12 protein-coding genes are annotated in these 16121 nt (G+C 40.4%); 5 read left to right on the forward strand and 7 right to left on the reverse strand.

All coding sequences use genetic code 11. The annotated features are described in order from the left end of the window. Positions 1–28 precede the first annotated feature (28 nt). The 6 genes from MSG37_RS10545 to MSG37_RS10570 form a co-directional block, all read right to left on the reverse strand. Positions 29–610: a hypothetical protein gene (locus MSG37_RS10545; RefSeq protein WP_248470632.1), complete on the reverse strand. Its 582-nt coding sequence runs from the start codon at positions 608–610 to the stop codon at positions 29–31. After that, positions 607–1812 (reverse strand): ankyrin repeat domain-containing protein, encoded by a 1206-nt coding sequence (locus MSG37_RS10550; protein ID WP_248470633.1) that lies wholly within the window; start codon positions 1810–1812, stop codon positions 607–609. Before MSG37_RS10550 ends, MSG37_RS10545 begins: the two co-directional genes overlap by 4 nt. Positions 1813–2114: 302 nt before the next feature. Next, complete coding sequence (locus MSG37_RS10555; protein ID WP_248470634.1) at positions 2115–2720, reverse strand: hypothetical protein; 606 nt, start codon at positions 2718–2720, stop codon at positions 2115–2117. A gap of 35 nt (positions 2721–2755) precedes the next feature. Beyond that, positions 2756–3154: a hypothetical protein gene (locus MSG37_RS10560; protein ID WP_248470635.1), complete on the reverse strand. Its 399-nt coding sequence runs from the start codon at positions 3152–3154 to the stop codon at positions 2756–2758. A gap of 1004 nt (positions 3155–4158) precedes the next feature. Continuing rightward, positions 4159–6288: a DUF3883 domain-containing protein gene (locus MSG37_RS10565; RefSeq protein ID WP_248470636.1), complete on the reverse strand. Its 2130-nt coding sequence runs from the start codon at positions 6286–6288 to the stop codon at positions 4159–4161. After that, entirely contained in the window at positions 6264–8255 is a 1992-nt protein-coding gene (locus MSG37_RS10570) for a hypothetical protein (protein WP_248470637.1), read from the reverse strand. Before MSG37_RS10570 ends, MSG37_RS10565 begins: the two co-directional genes overlap by 25 nt. A 142-nt stretch (positions 8256–8397) precedes the next feature. Between MSG37_RS10570 and MSG37_RS21330 the strand changes: the two genes are divergently transcribed. Then, positions 8398–8526, forward strand: coding sequence for a hypothetical protein (locus MSG37_RS21330; protein ID WP_282446636.1), 129 nt, complete (start codon positions 8398–8400; stop codon positions 8524–8526). 865 nt (positions 8527–9391) lie between these two features. Here MSG37_RS21330 and MSG37_RS10575 read toward each other — a convergent pair. After that, complete coding sequence (locus MSG37_RS10575) at positions 9392–10285, reverse strand: hypothetical protein (protein ID WP_248470638.1); 894 nt, start codon at positions 10283–10285, stop codon at positions 9392–9394. A 783-nt stretch (positions 10286–11068) separates the two neighbouring features. Between MSG37_RS10575 and MSG37_RS10580 the strand changes: the two genes are divergently transcribed. From MSG37_RS10580 to MSG37_RS10595, 4 genes are all read left to right on the forward strand, one after another. Then, positions 11069–11296 (forward strand): hypothetical protein, encoded by a 228-nt coding sequence (locus MSG37_RS10580; RefSeq protein ID WP_248470639.1) that lies wholly within the window; start codon positions 11069–11071, stop codon positions 11294–11296. A gap of 631 nt (positions 11297–11927) precedes the next feature. Further along, a complete protein-coding gene (locus MSG37_RS10585; RefSeq protein WP_248470640.1) occupies positions 11928–12830 on the forward strand; it encodes a WYL domain-containing protein in 903 nt (300 codons plus the stop codon). Continuing rightward, positions 12823–13725 carry a dynamin family protein gene (locus tag MSG37_RS10590; protein ID WP_248470641.1) on the forward strand — a complete coding sequence of 301 codons (903 nt, stop codon included), beginning with the start codon at positions 12823–12825 and terminating at the stop codon, positions 13723–13725. The genes MSG37_RS10585 and MSG37_RS10590 overlap by 8 nt, the downstream gene beginning before the upstream one ends. A gap of 57 nt (positions 13726–13782) precedes the next feature. After that, entirely contained in the window at positions 13783–16083 is a 2301-nt protein-coding gene (locus MSG37_RS10595) for a dynamin family protein (RefSeq protein ID WP_248470642.1), read from the forward strand. Positions 16084–16121: the final 38 nt, after the last annotated feature.

Below are 16121 nucleotides of genomic sequence, written 5' to 3' on the forward strand. Positions count from 1 at the left end.
ATCAATAATTTCATACTCTAAACAACTATCAAAAAGGCAATCCAAATAACAAACCAATACCAAAACCTATTGGGCTAATAGGTAATGCGACATCAGCCACAAGTTCAGCAAGCCCCTCGCTCGCCACATCACTAGCGACATCGCCAGCAGCTTGATTCACAACTTCACCTGTTAGCGTTTCAGTAACTGCAGCATCTAACGCCTGATTATCGATTCCAGAATCAATCACCAGAGTGCTATCAAAACTCGCCGCGACTTCATTGGTAACAATAATCGGAATATCAGGGCTATCAGCAAGCGTTTCGCTAATATAAGAGGCGCTATCTGTCGCTTTAAGCTGCACTTCCGCGGCAATATCACCATCACTCATTAAGGCAATATCTGATACCGGATGGTTAGTGGCTTCAAAAAGCATGGCATCCATGCCTTGCTCATTGAGTGCAGTGACAACCTCTTGCTCAAAGACAATACCTTTGATGTTGCTGATATGCCCCGACATAGCATCGGGGTTAACATCAGCAAAGTAATCAAGAATTTCGTCGTTACTTGCAAGTTCAAGCTCGTTATAGCCACGTCGAACTGCATCAAACACTGAACTTTGAGCAATCACTGTTGACGAGTTCCTGCTAGTAGGTCAACTATCTGCTTAAAACTTGTGTTTAACATTGTGCTGTCAAGCGCAGCTCTCTTAGGCGCATTTGTTCTGGCAATTCTTTGAGCATTTCCATGCTTTTCATGCGTTAATTCAACATTGACACCTAATTTCACTAATTTTGCTGCCGCCTCAAAATAACCTTTACACGCTGCAATCATCAATGGCGACCAACCATCTTCATCTAGCAAATCAAGGTTAGCTCCGTAGCCATACAGCAGCTCAAGCGTAGATGCTTGATTATAAGTTGCAGCCCAATAAGCTGCGGTTCTTCCGGACTGACTTTGAAGATTGACACTTGATCCTTTATCTACCAGCAACGAAATCAGTTCATTTTTGCCATTTTCAGCAAGTAACGATAATGCAGGTTTTGTATTTTTAGCTCTTGCATTCGGATTCGCACCAGCAGAAACGAGTGCTTTGATCATGTCATCATCACCTTTAGTAATGGCGATAATCAGCAGCGTTTCTTTATCTTCGTTCTCGACATCAGGGTTCACACCATCGGCCAATAACTTTTCAGCAATACTAATGTGACCATTTTGATAAGCCGATAACATAGAGGCTTCTGAATACTTGGCACTAAAAACTGCCCCTCGCTCGAGTAGTTTGTCAACCACCTCTATGCGTTGTTTAAAGTAAGCGCCTGTAATCGCATTCCAGCCATCATTGTTACAAACATCAACAGCAGCGCCATGCTTAAGCAAAAAATCAACCGCTTTGACTCGGCCTTTCATTGCCGCCCAAATCAAAGGCGTCCAACCGTTGTCGTTACGAATATTAACTTCAGCGCCTTTTTCTACCATCAGCTCTGCTAGCTCGAAATATTCATTATCTAAGCAAAGCAGTAATGCACTGCTCATTTGCAGTGGTCGATAATTAGGGTTTGCACCTTTGTTTAACAGTGCTTTTGCAATATCTAAAAAACCAAGATCAATCGCCAAACGCAGAGGGTTGTGACCATGATGATTTAAATCAAAACCATCACAATCCATAATCACTTCCGCTACACCAGAAAACCCATTTTTCAATGCAAGTTCAAATGGTGTGACTTCTGGCTCGTCAAAAACGATATTAATCAGCTCAGGCTGCTGAGTCACAATATCTTTGAGACCAGCCTTATCGCCGGACTCAATAACAATCAATAATTGCTCAATCATTTAATGTAGCCTCTACATTAGCTAACTCGATTTCGCCCGCAAATGCTTTCAACTTGTGGATTGATGAGTTAAGGAAGCATTTTTGGGTTGAAGGTAAGGTTTCAATTCAGAATATAGATGACTTGTAGAAAAATTACGTTTGGGATTGATTATGATGATATCAATCCCAACTCATCACCTTAACTCGCTTTTGTCCCTAATGGCAGTGTCATATTTCAAGAACTGTGCATGTTTTCATAGAATGGGGAGATGTCGCACTGCGGACTTGAATTCGGGTATCATAAATTTTCTTCAGGTCTGAACTAATATCTAAATCTCTTATGAGGACTAATATAAACTATAGTGCCATTTTTTAGTCGACGATAATGGCCCGATACATGTTGCAATCCGGTAAGATTATCGCTGTGATCATAGTATGAGCGTTCTGGCTCATCAAAGGCTATACTTTTAACAAACTCTTCTAGATGAGTCTCTTTGACCACAAAGGATCCTTCAGTATCTCTCTTTCTAATAATATTTTCTTCTTTCGATCTTTCACTAGATGTATATTGGGATCTAATCTTTGATTCATAAGAATCTAGATACTCAAAATTTGGCCACTCAATGTAATATTTGTCTTCTTTTGATGAATCTTTATTCGCATCATCTTTTTCTATTTTCTCGAAGAAATAAGGCCAATCTATTATGTAACTTTTGCTCTTTCTGATGACAGGAACTGTCTCAGAAGAAAAGAAATCTGGCCACTCAATAATATAGCGGTCTCTACCAAGATACTGATTACTACTAGTTACAGTCGGAGAACTTATAAAGAGAGGCCAATTGATTACATAAATGTGCTTAGTTGAAGCAGAGTGTGAGGGGCTACAAAATGATTCAAAGAAGTCTGGCCACTCGATTTTATATTTCATTAACCATCACAATAAAATAACAATTTAAATATAGGCTATCTTGCGCTATTCACTTGCGCTAGCTTAATAAGGTCACTTACTGTTTTAATGAATGTATTAGACAAAAACAGTGACTCTATTAGGCGAAAAAATTCATCTTTATTTTTACATGTTAACTGAGATGCAAATATACTGTCATAGCTTTGCACGCCAACCTCTTTAGCTATAGTATTATCAAAAATGCATACAGTAACAGGATACATCGCAATACCATACTTAAACTCAACAACATCTAGTTTATATCTTGAAACAAATTTACTCTGCAAGCTGCATTTTACCATGAACTCATTTTCAAATTCAGAATGAAATACCTCGAGCGCTACATACCCTTTAGTCGCATCGCTAAATTTAGAAATAGCGTTCTCAAAGAAAACTCTTGGAAGTTCAATACTCATTGTTATATTCCAATTGGAGCCTTTAATACTGTACCTGACTCTCTATCTTAAACTATTTGAAGACTTTTGTAATCCCATTCTTGCAGGATTAGTGGCTAGTAATCATGAACTATGTCAGAGTAACCAGTAAAAAAACCGTTTAGTCAACTTAGTATACCATTGTTTGATATTAGTCATGGTAACCAAGGTATTAGATGGAATCTTACAGTTGATAACCGCAATGGATTGGTGAGATTGCGAGTTAACTTTAAAGGAAGCCAAAAAACTACTAGATAATTGATTTCGCCCTTTAACCTTCCAAACATAGATATTTACCACCTACCCTGAACGGGTTTTAGTTATACCTTTTCTGTTGACAGGTTCTTTAGAACATCTTCAACTAAACCTTTAACTCGCTTTTGTCCCAAAGCAATTTTCACTGTTCTATATTTGAACGGAGAATATTGCGTCCCAATAAAAGCGAACACTGAAAGAGCGAGTACTAGTGGGATAGTCTGAGTTGAATACAGGGCACGAAAGCGGAGAAGGTATTTGCGTTGCGAGGCATCGCTTGCAGAATTATGGGATCGGGCGCTTCGATCCCATAAGTTACTTTTGATAAAAATAGAATATAGTTGCCCTAGGCTACGAAGTTGCTTTATGGGCTTACAGTCCTATTTAAGAGAGTATCTGAAAGTTAAACAACCAATATTAATCCAAACCAGCATTCCCCCCTAGATAGAACAAAAAGAGCCCCCCCGGTTTCATTCAACTATATTGCTCAAACCAGTCTAATTGATTTACTAATTCAGATGGCATAACCACTTTACAGCCTTCAAACTCTGGCCGCATATCATCAGTCTAAATCGCAAAGTCACGTTTCGGCCATGCCAACTTAAATTCATAAATAAAACCGTAATCAGTACAGGCAAAGATCTGTTTAATCGCTTCAGTTCGCAATAGAGCTATTTGCAGTTCTCATCGAAAACCAAATCATCGATATTATCTGTCATAACATCAACAACCTATAGAGCTGTCATCTCCTCAGCTACAGCTGCCCAATTTTGATCAAAATAATATTTATCGATTTTATTAAGTGGATTTACCAGCATATGGAGTAGTGGTGTACTTGCTAGGTTTTCTACCACCACTAGCCAAAAATTATCCGTATATTGTCGACATATCGATGCTTGTGACGCAGAAAGCGCAACCCCAGTATGATTCCAAGCACCGCGTATCCCTTTAACTTCGACAAAAATGATTTCTCCAGTTAATGGATTAATTGCTTCTATATCATAACCTGGATTATTGCCGCCTAAATGCTTGGGTTGATAACCTAAATCGGCTAAAGCTTTTACCACCAGTTTCTCAGCTTCATCCCCTATCGCTTTAGCTTGCCCAGTTAACTGCGGATTATATGCGACTTCATCCGCTTTAGGATTAACATAACTAATAAACCTCATACCAGTATTACGGTTATTCTCCTCCTCTTGCTGATGCTCTTCTTGATGTGAAAGCGCATTACCAGAAATATCACGCGAAGTTATAGTCGATAACCTTGTACCTAAAGAGCGTTTATGCATGGGAGTTGCGAGTATCCCATCATTAATAGCCCTAACAGGGTTATGTTTTAAACGTGATGCGGTGTCAAACTGCGAGCCACTGCGTGGATATGACATATCGAACTCGTCACAACTTAATTGCTCTGCTGCCCGCACCTGCTGGGAATAATCCTGATTCGATGGTGACTTAACAGCCGATGACGATGTAAATGTATTAAGCGTATCAGCTGAGAGTGCATTCACCTCATTACTATTTGAGCTAATCTGCATGGTTTTACCATTATCTAACGCTATAGGTAAAACAAGTTCTTTTGCTGAGACGTTTTCAGGCTGAGAATCGGGCGCATTGAGCTCATCATCTTGCTGAGTTAACGGCATTCCCTGTAATAATCGCTGTATAAGCTTATTCTCATCTTTTACAAATTTAGCCCCCCAATCTTTACGTTGGCGAATCTGTTCTAAACGTTTATCACTACTTATTTCAAGCAGTTTAAAAATGGTATCTTCTGCTTGCTTATATTCATTAGGGAATAACAAACGCGCAAGCTCAATAGCAATGGCCTCTTTTTGGCTGTCTCTATCATTATCGGCAACGTAAATTAACTTACGTAGTTCAATATCAAAATAAGCGTGCTGAGTTAATTGCACTTTATAATCACCCACCAACGCTTGCACCAATAAACGATGTTGTGGAGCCACATTCTCATCTGCCATCAAAATAGCTTGCAGCACCCTATTATCGCTCAACCACTCCACAGACTCGTTACCACATCTAATTGCGCAATCCCTAACAAAGTATGCTAATGCATGCTTGGTGCTATTGGTTAAAAAGGAGTGACTAGGAGCTTGTAAACCTTGCTGCTTTGCTAAAGAAAGACTTACCGAACTAGATAAGCGTGGCAATGCTAACGCTTGATACAATGGCTCGTAATGGCTGTTGGACCGTCCAGACTCACGCCAGAACAGCGGCACTCCTGCATTCTTAAACACCTTGGTATTGCTCGTATCTAAGTCACCGACGTAAACTTTTCGTTTATCTAGCCATGTCCCTTGAACGGTGAAGCACTTGGCTTTATTTTTAAAGGTTAACCACCACGTCTCTGTACGTTCTTCAGAATCTGCTAAGCGAGCATAACTAATTAACTCCCTATGCAAACTCTGAAGTATTGCTCGTACAACCTCACCATCATCCTTGATGCGTAACTTTTGTAACTTTAGCCAAGCTTGTGCAAAGTGCTCAGGTTCTACACTCTCAGCAATGCCGATGTCATCAACCCAGAATTTTTTTAGTTTTTCAGAGTAAAACTGAGAAAGCCAATGGTAACTGTCATGAAAAACATCATGATGATCTTGCCAAATTGCTTGGTTGATTTGGCACCAATTATGTTTCCCCGAAGGACAATAAATCAGAGCTTTATCCGCTAGTTGCTCAGTCAAGTTAACTTGCTTATCGTCAGCTAATTTTTGATAGATTTTAATTAACAGCTTAATATCAGCTGCTTTATTTTCGTTACTCCAACTCTCCAGCATAGCAATCAGTGCTTGCGCGGAAATGTCTTTGCATAGACCTACTCGGCAAAAATTGTTTGCCATATTTCGCTACCAGACCACTTCGCGGGGGTGACGACCTGTAAATTTTTGTTTCGATAATACCAACCGCCACTGCTTAATTTTATTGGAAAGGCCTTTGAGAAGTCTGATTTAAGTTCATCGCTAAAATCCCACCAGTGCTTAAAAATAAACTCTGTTAACTGCCAAAGTGTGGTGTCAGACAAGCTAGCTATACGCTTTTTAGTAAAAGGCAAAGCCACTTGCTTAACAAACTCTGTTGGCGTGAGTGACTTGATATTTAAAATATCTTTGATAAATTCGCGACAAGCGGTATCTGCGAGCAATAACGAACGCAGTTTATTATCGAGTAAATAATAATCGGCTTGATAGCCCTCACTATCGACTAACTGCGGAAACGAAATCCGCTTGTTACTTGGTTCATAAATTAGGCAATTACCACTAACCACATTACTCTGGCTGGTTTTTATCAGTGGAGAACAAACTGCAATAGCTCTCTCATTGCGGTCATCTGTCTGTGGCCAATGGCGTTGTAACCATTGATATAAAGTTAAAAACCAGGCCGCGTTTTGTTTTCTAGCCTTATCACTATGGTTAATCAAGGTACACAGGGCAACCACATCCAATTGTTTAGCACCTAATTGCTCCAACAGATACCAAAAATTTGCTAATTGCGGTTCAAGCAAGTACTGCGCTTGGCTGTCGACAGGGTATGTTGGGCTTAACACATTAAACCAATCTTCACCGGTATCGATACGGCAATGGCTCGCTAAACGACGCTGACCATGTCGATCTGGCAATATTGGGTGCTGGCTAAGTTCACTAATAATTTGCTGAAAAATAGGTTCAAAAAATAGATTTGTGCAACGTAACTTATGTGGGATCCAAGCAAATTCATCAAATTTTCTGGTCGTAGATAAACGACCCGATAATTTGTCAGCCGCAAACTTAGCCACCTGCTCACGCAGCCACGCATTCCAAGGCAAACTTTCACGCACCGATTCACGGCTAGCAACCAGTAAGAAATCAGCATTAATTAAAAACGGTAAACCGGTTTCCATCTCCGTTGGCAAATAGGCAAATAACGGCGATGAAGTCAGTTGATGTCCAATAGGAAAAGCCAAACTAATGTCACGCTTTGTCACACCTGCACGCTTTTCCTCCTGCAGGCTTTGAGGAACATTAACTAGTAGCCTTTGCAACCAATAGTGTTGAACTAAAGTTTCGCTATTTTCAGTTCGACTTAAAGTGGTCATCGCCCCTTTTGTCGTTTTACTAAAACTGGCGTGCCGCTTTGGGGTAATTAACGTCAGTTTTTGTAATTTGTTTAAAAATAGCGTGGTTTCTGGCTTAAGCTGCAGCAATTCATCGCCAATGCGGGCAAGCACATCTTGGTGTTCCTCTTGTTTCAATGGCAATAAAATAACCGTATTAAAGCCAGCTTTAGCTGCGCAACTAGGGATATTCTCTAGCCAATATGGGATCACATAGCCAAGTCCTGCTTGCTCATCTTTCTCTTTAAAACAGATTTGATAACCATTAGAGATAATGTGCGGCTGGGGGCTTACTGCAAATACCGATTTAAAACCAATGCCCTTCTCACCGATATAACCTTTAGCTTTGGCCTTGGCTTTAGTTGAGCCACCTATACTGGAAATGGCTTTGATATTGGCAAACTCAAAACCCAATTCATTGTTATAAATGCACAAGCAACCTTTACAGCCCAGCGTATTAGTAGGGTCATCAGCCAACAACTCAATTACCAATTCAGGCACTGCGCCCTTGTCATAGATGTTATCTTCGGCGTTTTGGATAAGCTCAAAAATAAAGTGCGACTGCTTGGAGTACAAGCCTTCTGATAAATTTTGAATTGAATTGTGTAAGTCACTGCGCACCTCACTGTTTAAATTAGTACGACCTGTAGTCTCATTAATGCCATATTTACTTTGGCGGTAAGCTATAATTTGCTGTTTTGGTGACTCAGTTGGCATCGGGCTGAGTATATCCTGTGATTGTATTGCTATAGGGCTTATTTGAACTTGTGCCCAAATGTTGAGTTTTAGGAACTAGGTAATGAATTACAACACTCGCGTTTAGATTACGATTGCTCTTCTAAATAGAGTTGTCGTTCAAATGATTTTATTTATTGCTAACTCGCTGGTGCTAAGCGCTGATGACGACGTTCCACCTTCTGGTTGTATTGCTCTAGGCTACCGTTTAGCTTTGCTAACCCCAATTTCATTTCCCGAACTAACAGTATAATGAGCCCAAAGAGCACAATCATCGGTAGCGCGATATAGGTTAGAACGACCCCAACATAAGAGAAACTACATAGGGTGATAATGTATAAAATGAGAGTGTTCCAAAAAAAGTGACTTTTTCGTGCATGATGACAACTTAAAAACTATAAATAATATTAACAATTAAAAAGCCACCTAACCCGATCTTTAAGGATAAGTTGGCTGAGTTAATTAAGTGTAATCTTTTTAAGAATTACTCGGTGTTATGTTTAGAAAAACGACGTTAACACGTCACATAAGATTTAGTGATACTCTCTCTATCAACTAGTAGCGTCTCCAGCGATTAGAAAATTCGACACCACTTATTAGCAGCAAGTTTCTTAACCATATTTAGAATTGAGTATAACTCTTTGAAGTCTAAACTGTTCCAGTGGCTTGCAATACTGTGATACTTATCTACTTATCTACTTATCTACTTATACTATACATATCGCAAAGAGCTAAAGCTGAGGATGATTTTTATATGAGACAATCAGCATTTCTTATTAATCTCAAATATATTTCTATATCATTATTGATATTTCCACAGATAAGAGTTCACGGTATAAATAGGTTAAATAAAACTCAAAACATGTTTCCCCGTATCTCCCTATGATACGTCCCCCACCTCCAGCCAACACCTCATTAATAATTGCTATCTTCACTCTACAAACACCACCAATTCACTACCCCATGGACTATCTATATAATACTGGAGGACAGGGAAGCCTCAAGTCAGTGCACAGTAAATGAACCAAAGTGTTCAATTGCTTCCACAACTGTAACTATTTAAATAATAGCTCTGCCGGCGAAAGACACATTTAGTGTCTTTTGTCGTTATATCTAAACTACGAGTAGAAAGTGTTGGTCAGCTCATCACACAGTACCGTTCGGTGCACTATTCTAGCTTTGAGCAGTGCTGCATCTTCCAGACTTAGTAATACCTGCCGCGTCTTCTTATCAAACCTTGTTGGCATCTCATCAAATAGCTGGTTATGCAATCTCTTTATGTCATTGAAGATCTGCAGCGATTGCGAGAACAGCATGACCTTGTCGTAATAACCGTGCTTTAGACCATACAACCACTTTAATAGAATGGTTTGTCTTGCAGCCTTAGTCTTGAATGAGTGCTCTATCTCAATCGCTGCGATTGTGCCATCGGGCTCTAACGCTATACCGTCAACATTTCGCACATCATTGGATTTAAACAACCTCTTAAATTCTGGCTCAGTAACAAATGAATACCAGTAAGGTTTAGCTATCTTATCTTTCGTTTGATTGTGTACGCCTTTGAGCAAAACGTACTGCATCATAAGGTCGTGCATAATTGTATTTTGGTTAACTCGCAGGCCTGGCTCTCCAGCGCGAAAATACATCGCAACTGATAACAGCTCTTCAGCATATTTTGCCCCCGCATAATCGAGTACATAGACTCGCCCATCGATAGAACGATGAGTGATAACTAAGCTCAGTAATTTCTCGCTGACAAGCTTGTTTAAATGCTCTAATGCAAGCCGGTGTGGAATCCCATAAAGCCAGCTGATAATCGTTGGTGATGTTATGCCGAAACGTGCAACGATTTTCATCGTTAATACGCGTCTATCTTTGCCAATCTGATTGTTACTTGTTCCGGGTTGATAGTGCATTGGCATAGAAATGTAAGGTTGGTAAATCCGTGCTACTTCTTCAGCCATTTCGACAGTTTGATTTAGGCGTTGAATTGTACTGCTTTGCTCATTCATCTTGATATCCGTTATTACGTTGAACATGGTTATCAAGAGGTAGAAACTTAAAACACAAACAATGTCGATTCAGGTAAAAAAGTGCTGATTTTTATTCCGAGATGCTTATTTATCCCTCTCGGGATGAAAATAGCGATAGGTATCGCTACCAAGCCAGACTTTGCCTGATGAATGAATCACTTCGTGACACATCCATATGTCTTGAATCGCCCGCCAGCTCTGATGACTCGTCATCGCCACTGTCTTACGAGCTACGCTCTAGCTTTTCAAGACATCAAACGCGCATGTATCTCGCTACGCTCTGTACTAACCGCATTTTCACCGCTTACGACGAGGGGATGTGTGCCACCTCTACTCCCTCTTTCGACGCTGTGCTTTTCTGACGAAAAGGCAAATGGTTTAGCCATCAATTTGTGCCAAATGTGAGGCTAAATTTTGCTGAAGCAAAATGGAAATACGGTTAGTACAGACCAGCTGTACATGCGCGTTGCTCCTTTGAATCGATACTTTGTATCCATCCAAATACGCGAGCTGATAGCATGTTTCACATGCACTTTTGTCACAAAAACTCGTGCCGATTTTTGCTATTAAAAGCGCACTTTCGTTGGGGCGTAATGGGGAATTTTTGTGGGATTTTTGAAGAAAAAACGAAGAATAACTCGAGGTAAAACGCCAAACTTTTTGTTGCTGACAGTTCAGTCAAACAAGTTTGTAATCTAGCATTTTTTCATTAATGTGTATAGATAGTGATTAACATTTAAACTGGCAAATCAGGAGAAGATTATGAGTACAAATTCTAACAACGGACCGCAAGTTAATGTCGATGGCACACCTATGGTGGCTGATAGCGGAGTCGATATTAAAGGCAATCCGTATGGTGTAACCGAGCCATCTATAGATACAAGTTGCACGGCTATAGATAACTCATACGACGACACTTGTAGCAGTTCTTTTGACAGCTATTGTGACAGCAACTTCGACTCATTTAGCTCTGGATTTGATGACTTTTAGATGCCAAGAAAACGATTAAACCTAAACCAGACAATGAGCATCCCGCTACTAATCGGCGGGATATTATTGTTCTGGTTATTTTCTTTTTATGTTGAAACCGACGATATTCGCTATCTTGTCACCTATAGTCTAGGAACGTGCAAGCTAATTCACGGTACTTCAGCCGACCAAGCCCTTTGCACGCAAGACCCGAGCAAAGTGAGCTTATGGCGCGCCGGTTACTATGTCCTGTTTCGATTTGTTTAGACCATATATTTAGGAGAGGAAATGTACTTTTTAATACCTGCTGCAGTGTTGATTATTGGTGTTCTATACCTAATCAAGCACGCGAAATATTAAGGTGTAGAGTGCTCTTTAGCTATTAATCAGGCCTAAGTAGCCTTACACAATTACGATGCACAAATTGGTGTTAAAGCGATAAATAAAGTCGTAGAACTATGTGCACCCGCTCGACAGGCATAAGTTAAACCCAAAAACCTTAACTTACCAGTGCGTAAAGCACCTGTTTGAACAGCAAAGTGTAAAATAAACAAAAATAAATTCAAAAACATGATCTATATGGACACAACCTGTCCACACTATATTATATATTGCAGTCAGTCTTAGGAAGAGCCTGATTTAGAAGTAATTTATGAAGAGCACCATTCTTGCCAATCGTCTAGCGGATATAGTTTCGATGGCTTACAGCGATCAATCACTCAAAATCGAAAAATTGGCTGAAAAACATCATGTCAGCAGCAAAACTATCCGTAGAGATTTTGAAAGGTTAGGCTCAATTCTGGAAAGATGCTCAACCACAGGTTGCTACCATCTTTCTTCATCTTCCCGTATTGCATTCAATGAACATGATTTAGTTCGCCTAATTAGTGGTCTTGGCCTGAAAAAAGCCTTACCGAATAAAACGGCAAAGTTTCTTAAAAACCTAATCAATAACCAAACTAATGACTACTATCATTTCCAAGAGTCACCTCTCGAGTTGGAGTTCATTGATTCACAACATACATTCTTCGAACGAGCTATCAAAAACAGACAGACTGTCCAGTTTTTGTATAAAGATAAAGTGAGAAACGTACATCCCTATATGATGGTATATAGCCGAGGAAGCTGGTACTTAGCTGCGCTCGCAGATGATGTGTTAAAAGCCTACTCATTGGCAAGGATAAAATTCGTCTCAATAAACAAAGAACATTTCAATTTAGATCACCGGATTATCGCGCAAATTAAAGAACATGACTCGATCTGGTTTGGACTTCCTGCGTTCAAAATCATCCTTGAAGTAGCACCGAATGTATCTTTCTTCTTTGAGAGGAAGCCACTATTTCCTAGGCAGGAAATACTCGAACGTAAAAGTGATGGTACGCTAATCCTATCTGCCTCAGCATGGAGTTATTCCCAAATAACACCATTAATTCAAAGTTGGCTTCCAAATATAAAAGTAATTTCCCCACCAGAGCTTAACGAGCATATACGTAATAACCTGAGTCAATGGATGAGCTATACAGCAGAAATAACGGAAATACACTCTTATGAGTAAATCATCAAAAACAATCCTTATTGTGGCAACAATGAGCGCTGGTAAGTCTTCTCTCATTAATGCTCTTTTAGGCAAAGAATTACTGCATTCGGCCAATGAAGCCACAACAGCAAAGCTGACTAAAATCACCATCAGCGAAAAAGGCTCCCCAAAGGCTACAGCATACAGTTCTATTGGAATTGTTGCGGACTCGATTAATCACCTTTGCACTAACCAACTCAAAGAGTGGAATAAGTCAGAGGCTATTTCGTCAATTGATATCCACTTCCCATATTCCGAGAGTAAATCAAGTGCAAAACTGGCTGGTTATACCTTGATTGATACACCTGGTGCCAATAACAGTATGGATACGAGACACCGAGAAGCATTTATTGAGGCTATAACATTATACCCTCAGAGTACCCTACTCTACGTACTCAACGCCACTCAACAGGGAACAACCGATGACGCTGAAATGCTAAAAGTCATCAAGGATCTCAACCCATTCCAAAAAATAATTTTTGCACTTAACAAAATCGATGAACTAGATGAAGAACGAGGAGAAAGCATTAAGCATTATGTCGGTAAGGCAAAACAATATTTGTGTGAACTTGGGTTCAAAAAGCCTGTGATAGTTCCTCTCATGGCACTCCCGGCTCTTATCGCAAATAAATCATTATCAAAAGTCGAGATTGGCAGAAGAGAGCGAAATATCCTAAATAGCGAACTGATCCGCTTTCGAGATCTGCCTCATAACTTAAATCAAGCTGCAGCAATCCCTTATCGACTCAAACGTAATCTTCGCTGGAGATTGAATAAAGTAAGTAAAAACAAACAAACTCAAATGAGCGAAAAAGAGCTGAAAACCTTTGTTGAATATACAGGCCTGAGAACTCTCAAGTCACTAATATCTTAAGCTTCATAAACGATACATAAGCATCATATTAATTTATCTAGATAAGAAGAATATTGCATGAATCATATCTGTATTAAACATAACCCATTTTTAGTAGAAACCGAATTTCTCATTAATGGCAATTCGCCATCTGAAAGTTCCAACATCACTACATATTGCTCTAAACGCTTGCAACTGTGGGTAGAACAAATTTTTGATGACCTGCAGGCATTATTTAATGGCAGCAAAGACTTCTTTATTGAGTTTACAGGCATCGAATCCGACTTTAATGACATTAAAGAAGCAGCCGAGTATGCGATCCAAAAAGGCATGTGTGTTGAGCTAAAGTTTAATCCTATTACTCCGGCTGAAGAACGCCTAGAAAAAATAAAAGCGCTGATGGCTCGCGTTAGTGGGGAGTCGCCAAAGTTTGCAGACTACCTAGCTAATAGTGACAAAAAAACCAAACAAGACTTCGAAGACGCATTGAACAATGATTTTGACGCGTATGTGGTTGCCACCATGTCTTCAGGCAAATCCACCTTTATTAACGCTATGCTGGGGCAAGACTTGCTACCCGCAGCGAACGAAGCAACCACCGCGACAATTGCCCACATTTTTGACGACAAATCCCAAGGCGGCGATTTTTACGGTGAACGTTTCGACAGCAATAGCAATCTTATTGAGCATAATGACGCAGTTGATTTGACGACAATGAAGGCGTGGAACGCTGACTGTGAAACCAAAATCATCACGTTGAAAGGTGATATCCGCGCCATAAAAGAAAACACTAATGTCCGTCTCGTGCTGACCGACACCCCGGGGCCAAATAACAGTCAGGACCCTGAACACCAGCGAACGACGTTGGGATTTATTCAGGATTCGAAGCGTAATCCACTCATTATCTATGTGTTGAATGCAACACAATTGGGCACCAACGATGATGCTCAGCTGCTAAGACTTGTTGCTGACATAATGAGCAAAGGCGGTAAGCAAAGTAAGGATCGTTTCTTGTTTGTGGTGAACAAGATGGACATGTTCGACCCCCAACGTGGTGAAAACATTGGAGAAGCTCTAAATCGCGTGAAAAGCTATCTCGAAGAGAACGGCATTCACGACCCTAACCTCTACCCTATTTCCGCGCGTATGGCCTACCTTTTACGTTCGCAAAGTAAATTAACATCTAAAGAGCAGTTAGAAAAAGCCTATATGGCAGTTGCACTGTGCGAAGAAGAAGATGAAGAAGAGAGTATGGCTTTTCCTCAGTACATGTCGGTAAGCTCAACAGTAATGTCAGCCTCTCAAGATCGGGCGGAAAATGATGAAGCCTTACAAGACAAAACCATGTCGGGTGCCCTATTCAATAGTGGCCTAACCGTTGTTGAGGCGGTTATCGATGAGTACATAAATAAATACAGTTTCCCAATGCGACTAAACCGCGCTCATTTGGCCATGACTGCCGCTATCGAACGTGGGATGCAAGAAGCGGAATTAATCAAACAACTGGAGATTGATGAGCAAGCGCTTTCGATACTTCAGTCAGAAATTCACAGCCTTAAAGCGCGTCGTGATAAGGGCTTCAATACGGAGGCTTACAAAGAACAGCTCAAACAAGAAGGTCGTGACCTTCCAATGGACGTGCACAATGCTCTGAATATTTTAAAAAAGCAAGCCTATGAGCTTGTCGAGACGTTGGGTAACGCATATGAAGGCGATGTCAGTGTCCTAGAGGCCGAATCTCAAGTCGACTTGACCTCAAAAGAAATCAACTTTGCGTTCAATCGTTTTATCAATGAGTATGAACAGGCATTTTTGCGATCACAAGAGATCATCAAAAGTGAGTTGCATCAAGAGTACCTGAACCATGTGGCGGCCCTGTTTCCAGAAAGCCGCGCCTTAGAATTGCCCGTTTTCCAGTCATTAAAGAATTCCATTGCAGCCCTCTCGTTCAACATCGAATTAAATAACGACGAGGTGCAAACCAAATCTGTGGTGACTCGTTATCGCACCGTGAGTGATTCAACGTGGTTCAAACCATGGACATGGGGAGACACACGACAAGTTGCGGTGTACGAAGATCAAAAATACGTTGACCTACATGAGATCTGGAAAGAACGAGTAATCATTGTTCGCCGCCAATTTGAATCCCTAGAGAACGACGCAAAACAGCGCATCAAAGAAGACAAAGATAAGCTGATTGACAACTACCTCGCATTCTTGGAGGACGAGTTCAGTGCGAAATTTGAGGTTATTCTCGACGACCTAGAACAAAAGGCTGAAAACCAAGCCCAGCGTGAGCACGCCATTATTCAAGCGAAAGCCGATATCGAAGATATTCGAGCTATCAAACATGAGCTGGAAGCCATCTTACAGTTTTAATCAGTTACCGGCCCACTGATAATCTTCAGTGGACCTTG

This window comes from Shewanella sp. 1CM18E (assembly GCF_023161665.1).
Lineage (GTDB): Bacteria > Pseudomonadota > Gammaproteobacteria > Enterobacterales > Shewanellaceae > Shewanella.

What these genes read in the sequence shown, in the direction of transcription:
- MSG37_RS10550 (WP_248470633.1), bottom strand. Translation starts at nt 1,812, where the DNA reads ATGATTGAGCAATTATTGATTGTTATTGAGTCCGGCGATAAGGCTGGT.
- MSG37_RS10555 (WP_248470634.1), bottom strand. Translation starts at nt 2,720, where the DNA reads ATGAAATATAAAATCGAGTGGCCAGACTTCTTTGAATCATTTTGTAGC.
- MSG37_RS10560 (WP_248470635.1), bottom strand. Translation starts at nt 3,154, where the DNA reads ATGAGTATTGAACTTCCAAGAGTTTTCTTTGAGAACGCTATTTCTAAA.
- MSG37_RS10565 (WP_248470636.1), bottom strand. Translation starts at nt 6,288, where the DNA reads ATGGCAAACAATTTTTGCCGAGTAGGTCTATGCAAAGACATTTCCGCG.
- MSG37_RS10570 (WP_248470637.1), bottom strand. Translation starts at nt 8,255, where the DNA reads ATGCCAACTGAGTCACCAAAACAGCAAATTATAGCTTACCGCCAAAGT.
- MSG37_RS21330 (WP_282446636.1), top strand. Translation starts at nt 8,398, where the DNA reads ATGATTTTATTTATTGCTAACTCGCTGGTGCTAAGCGCTGATGACGAC.
- MSG37_RS10575 (WP_248470638.1), bottom strand. Translation starts at nt 10,285, where the DNA reads ATGAATGAGCAAAGCAGTACAATTCAACGCCTAAATCAAACTGTCGAA.
- MSG37_RS10580 (WP_248470639.1), top strand. Translation starts at nt 11,069, where the DNA reads ATGAGTACAAATTCTAACAACGGACCGCAAGTTAATGTCGATGGCACA.
- MSG37_RS10585 (WP_248470640.1), top strand. Translation starts at nt 11,928, where the DNA reads ATGAAGAGCACCATTCTTGCCAATCGTCTAGCGGATATAGTTTCGATG.
- MSG37_RS10590 (WP_248470641.1), top strand. Translation starts at nt 12,823, where the DNA reads ATGAGTAAATCATCAAAAACAATCCTTATTGTGGCAACAATGAGCGCT.
- MSG37_RS10595 (WP_248470642.1), top strand. Translation starts at nt 13,783, where the DNA reads ATGAATCATATCTGTATTAAACATAACCCATTTTTAGTAGAAACCGAA.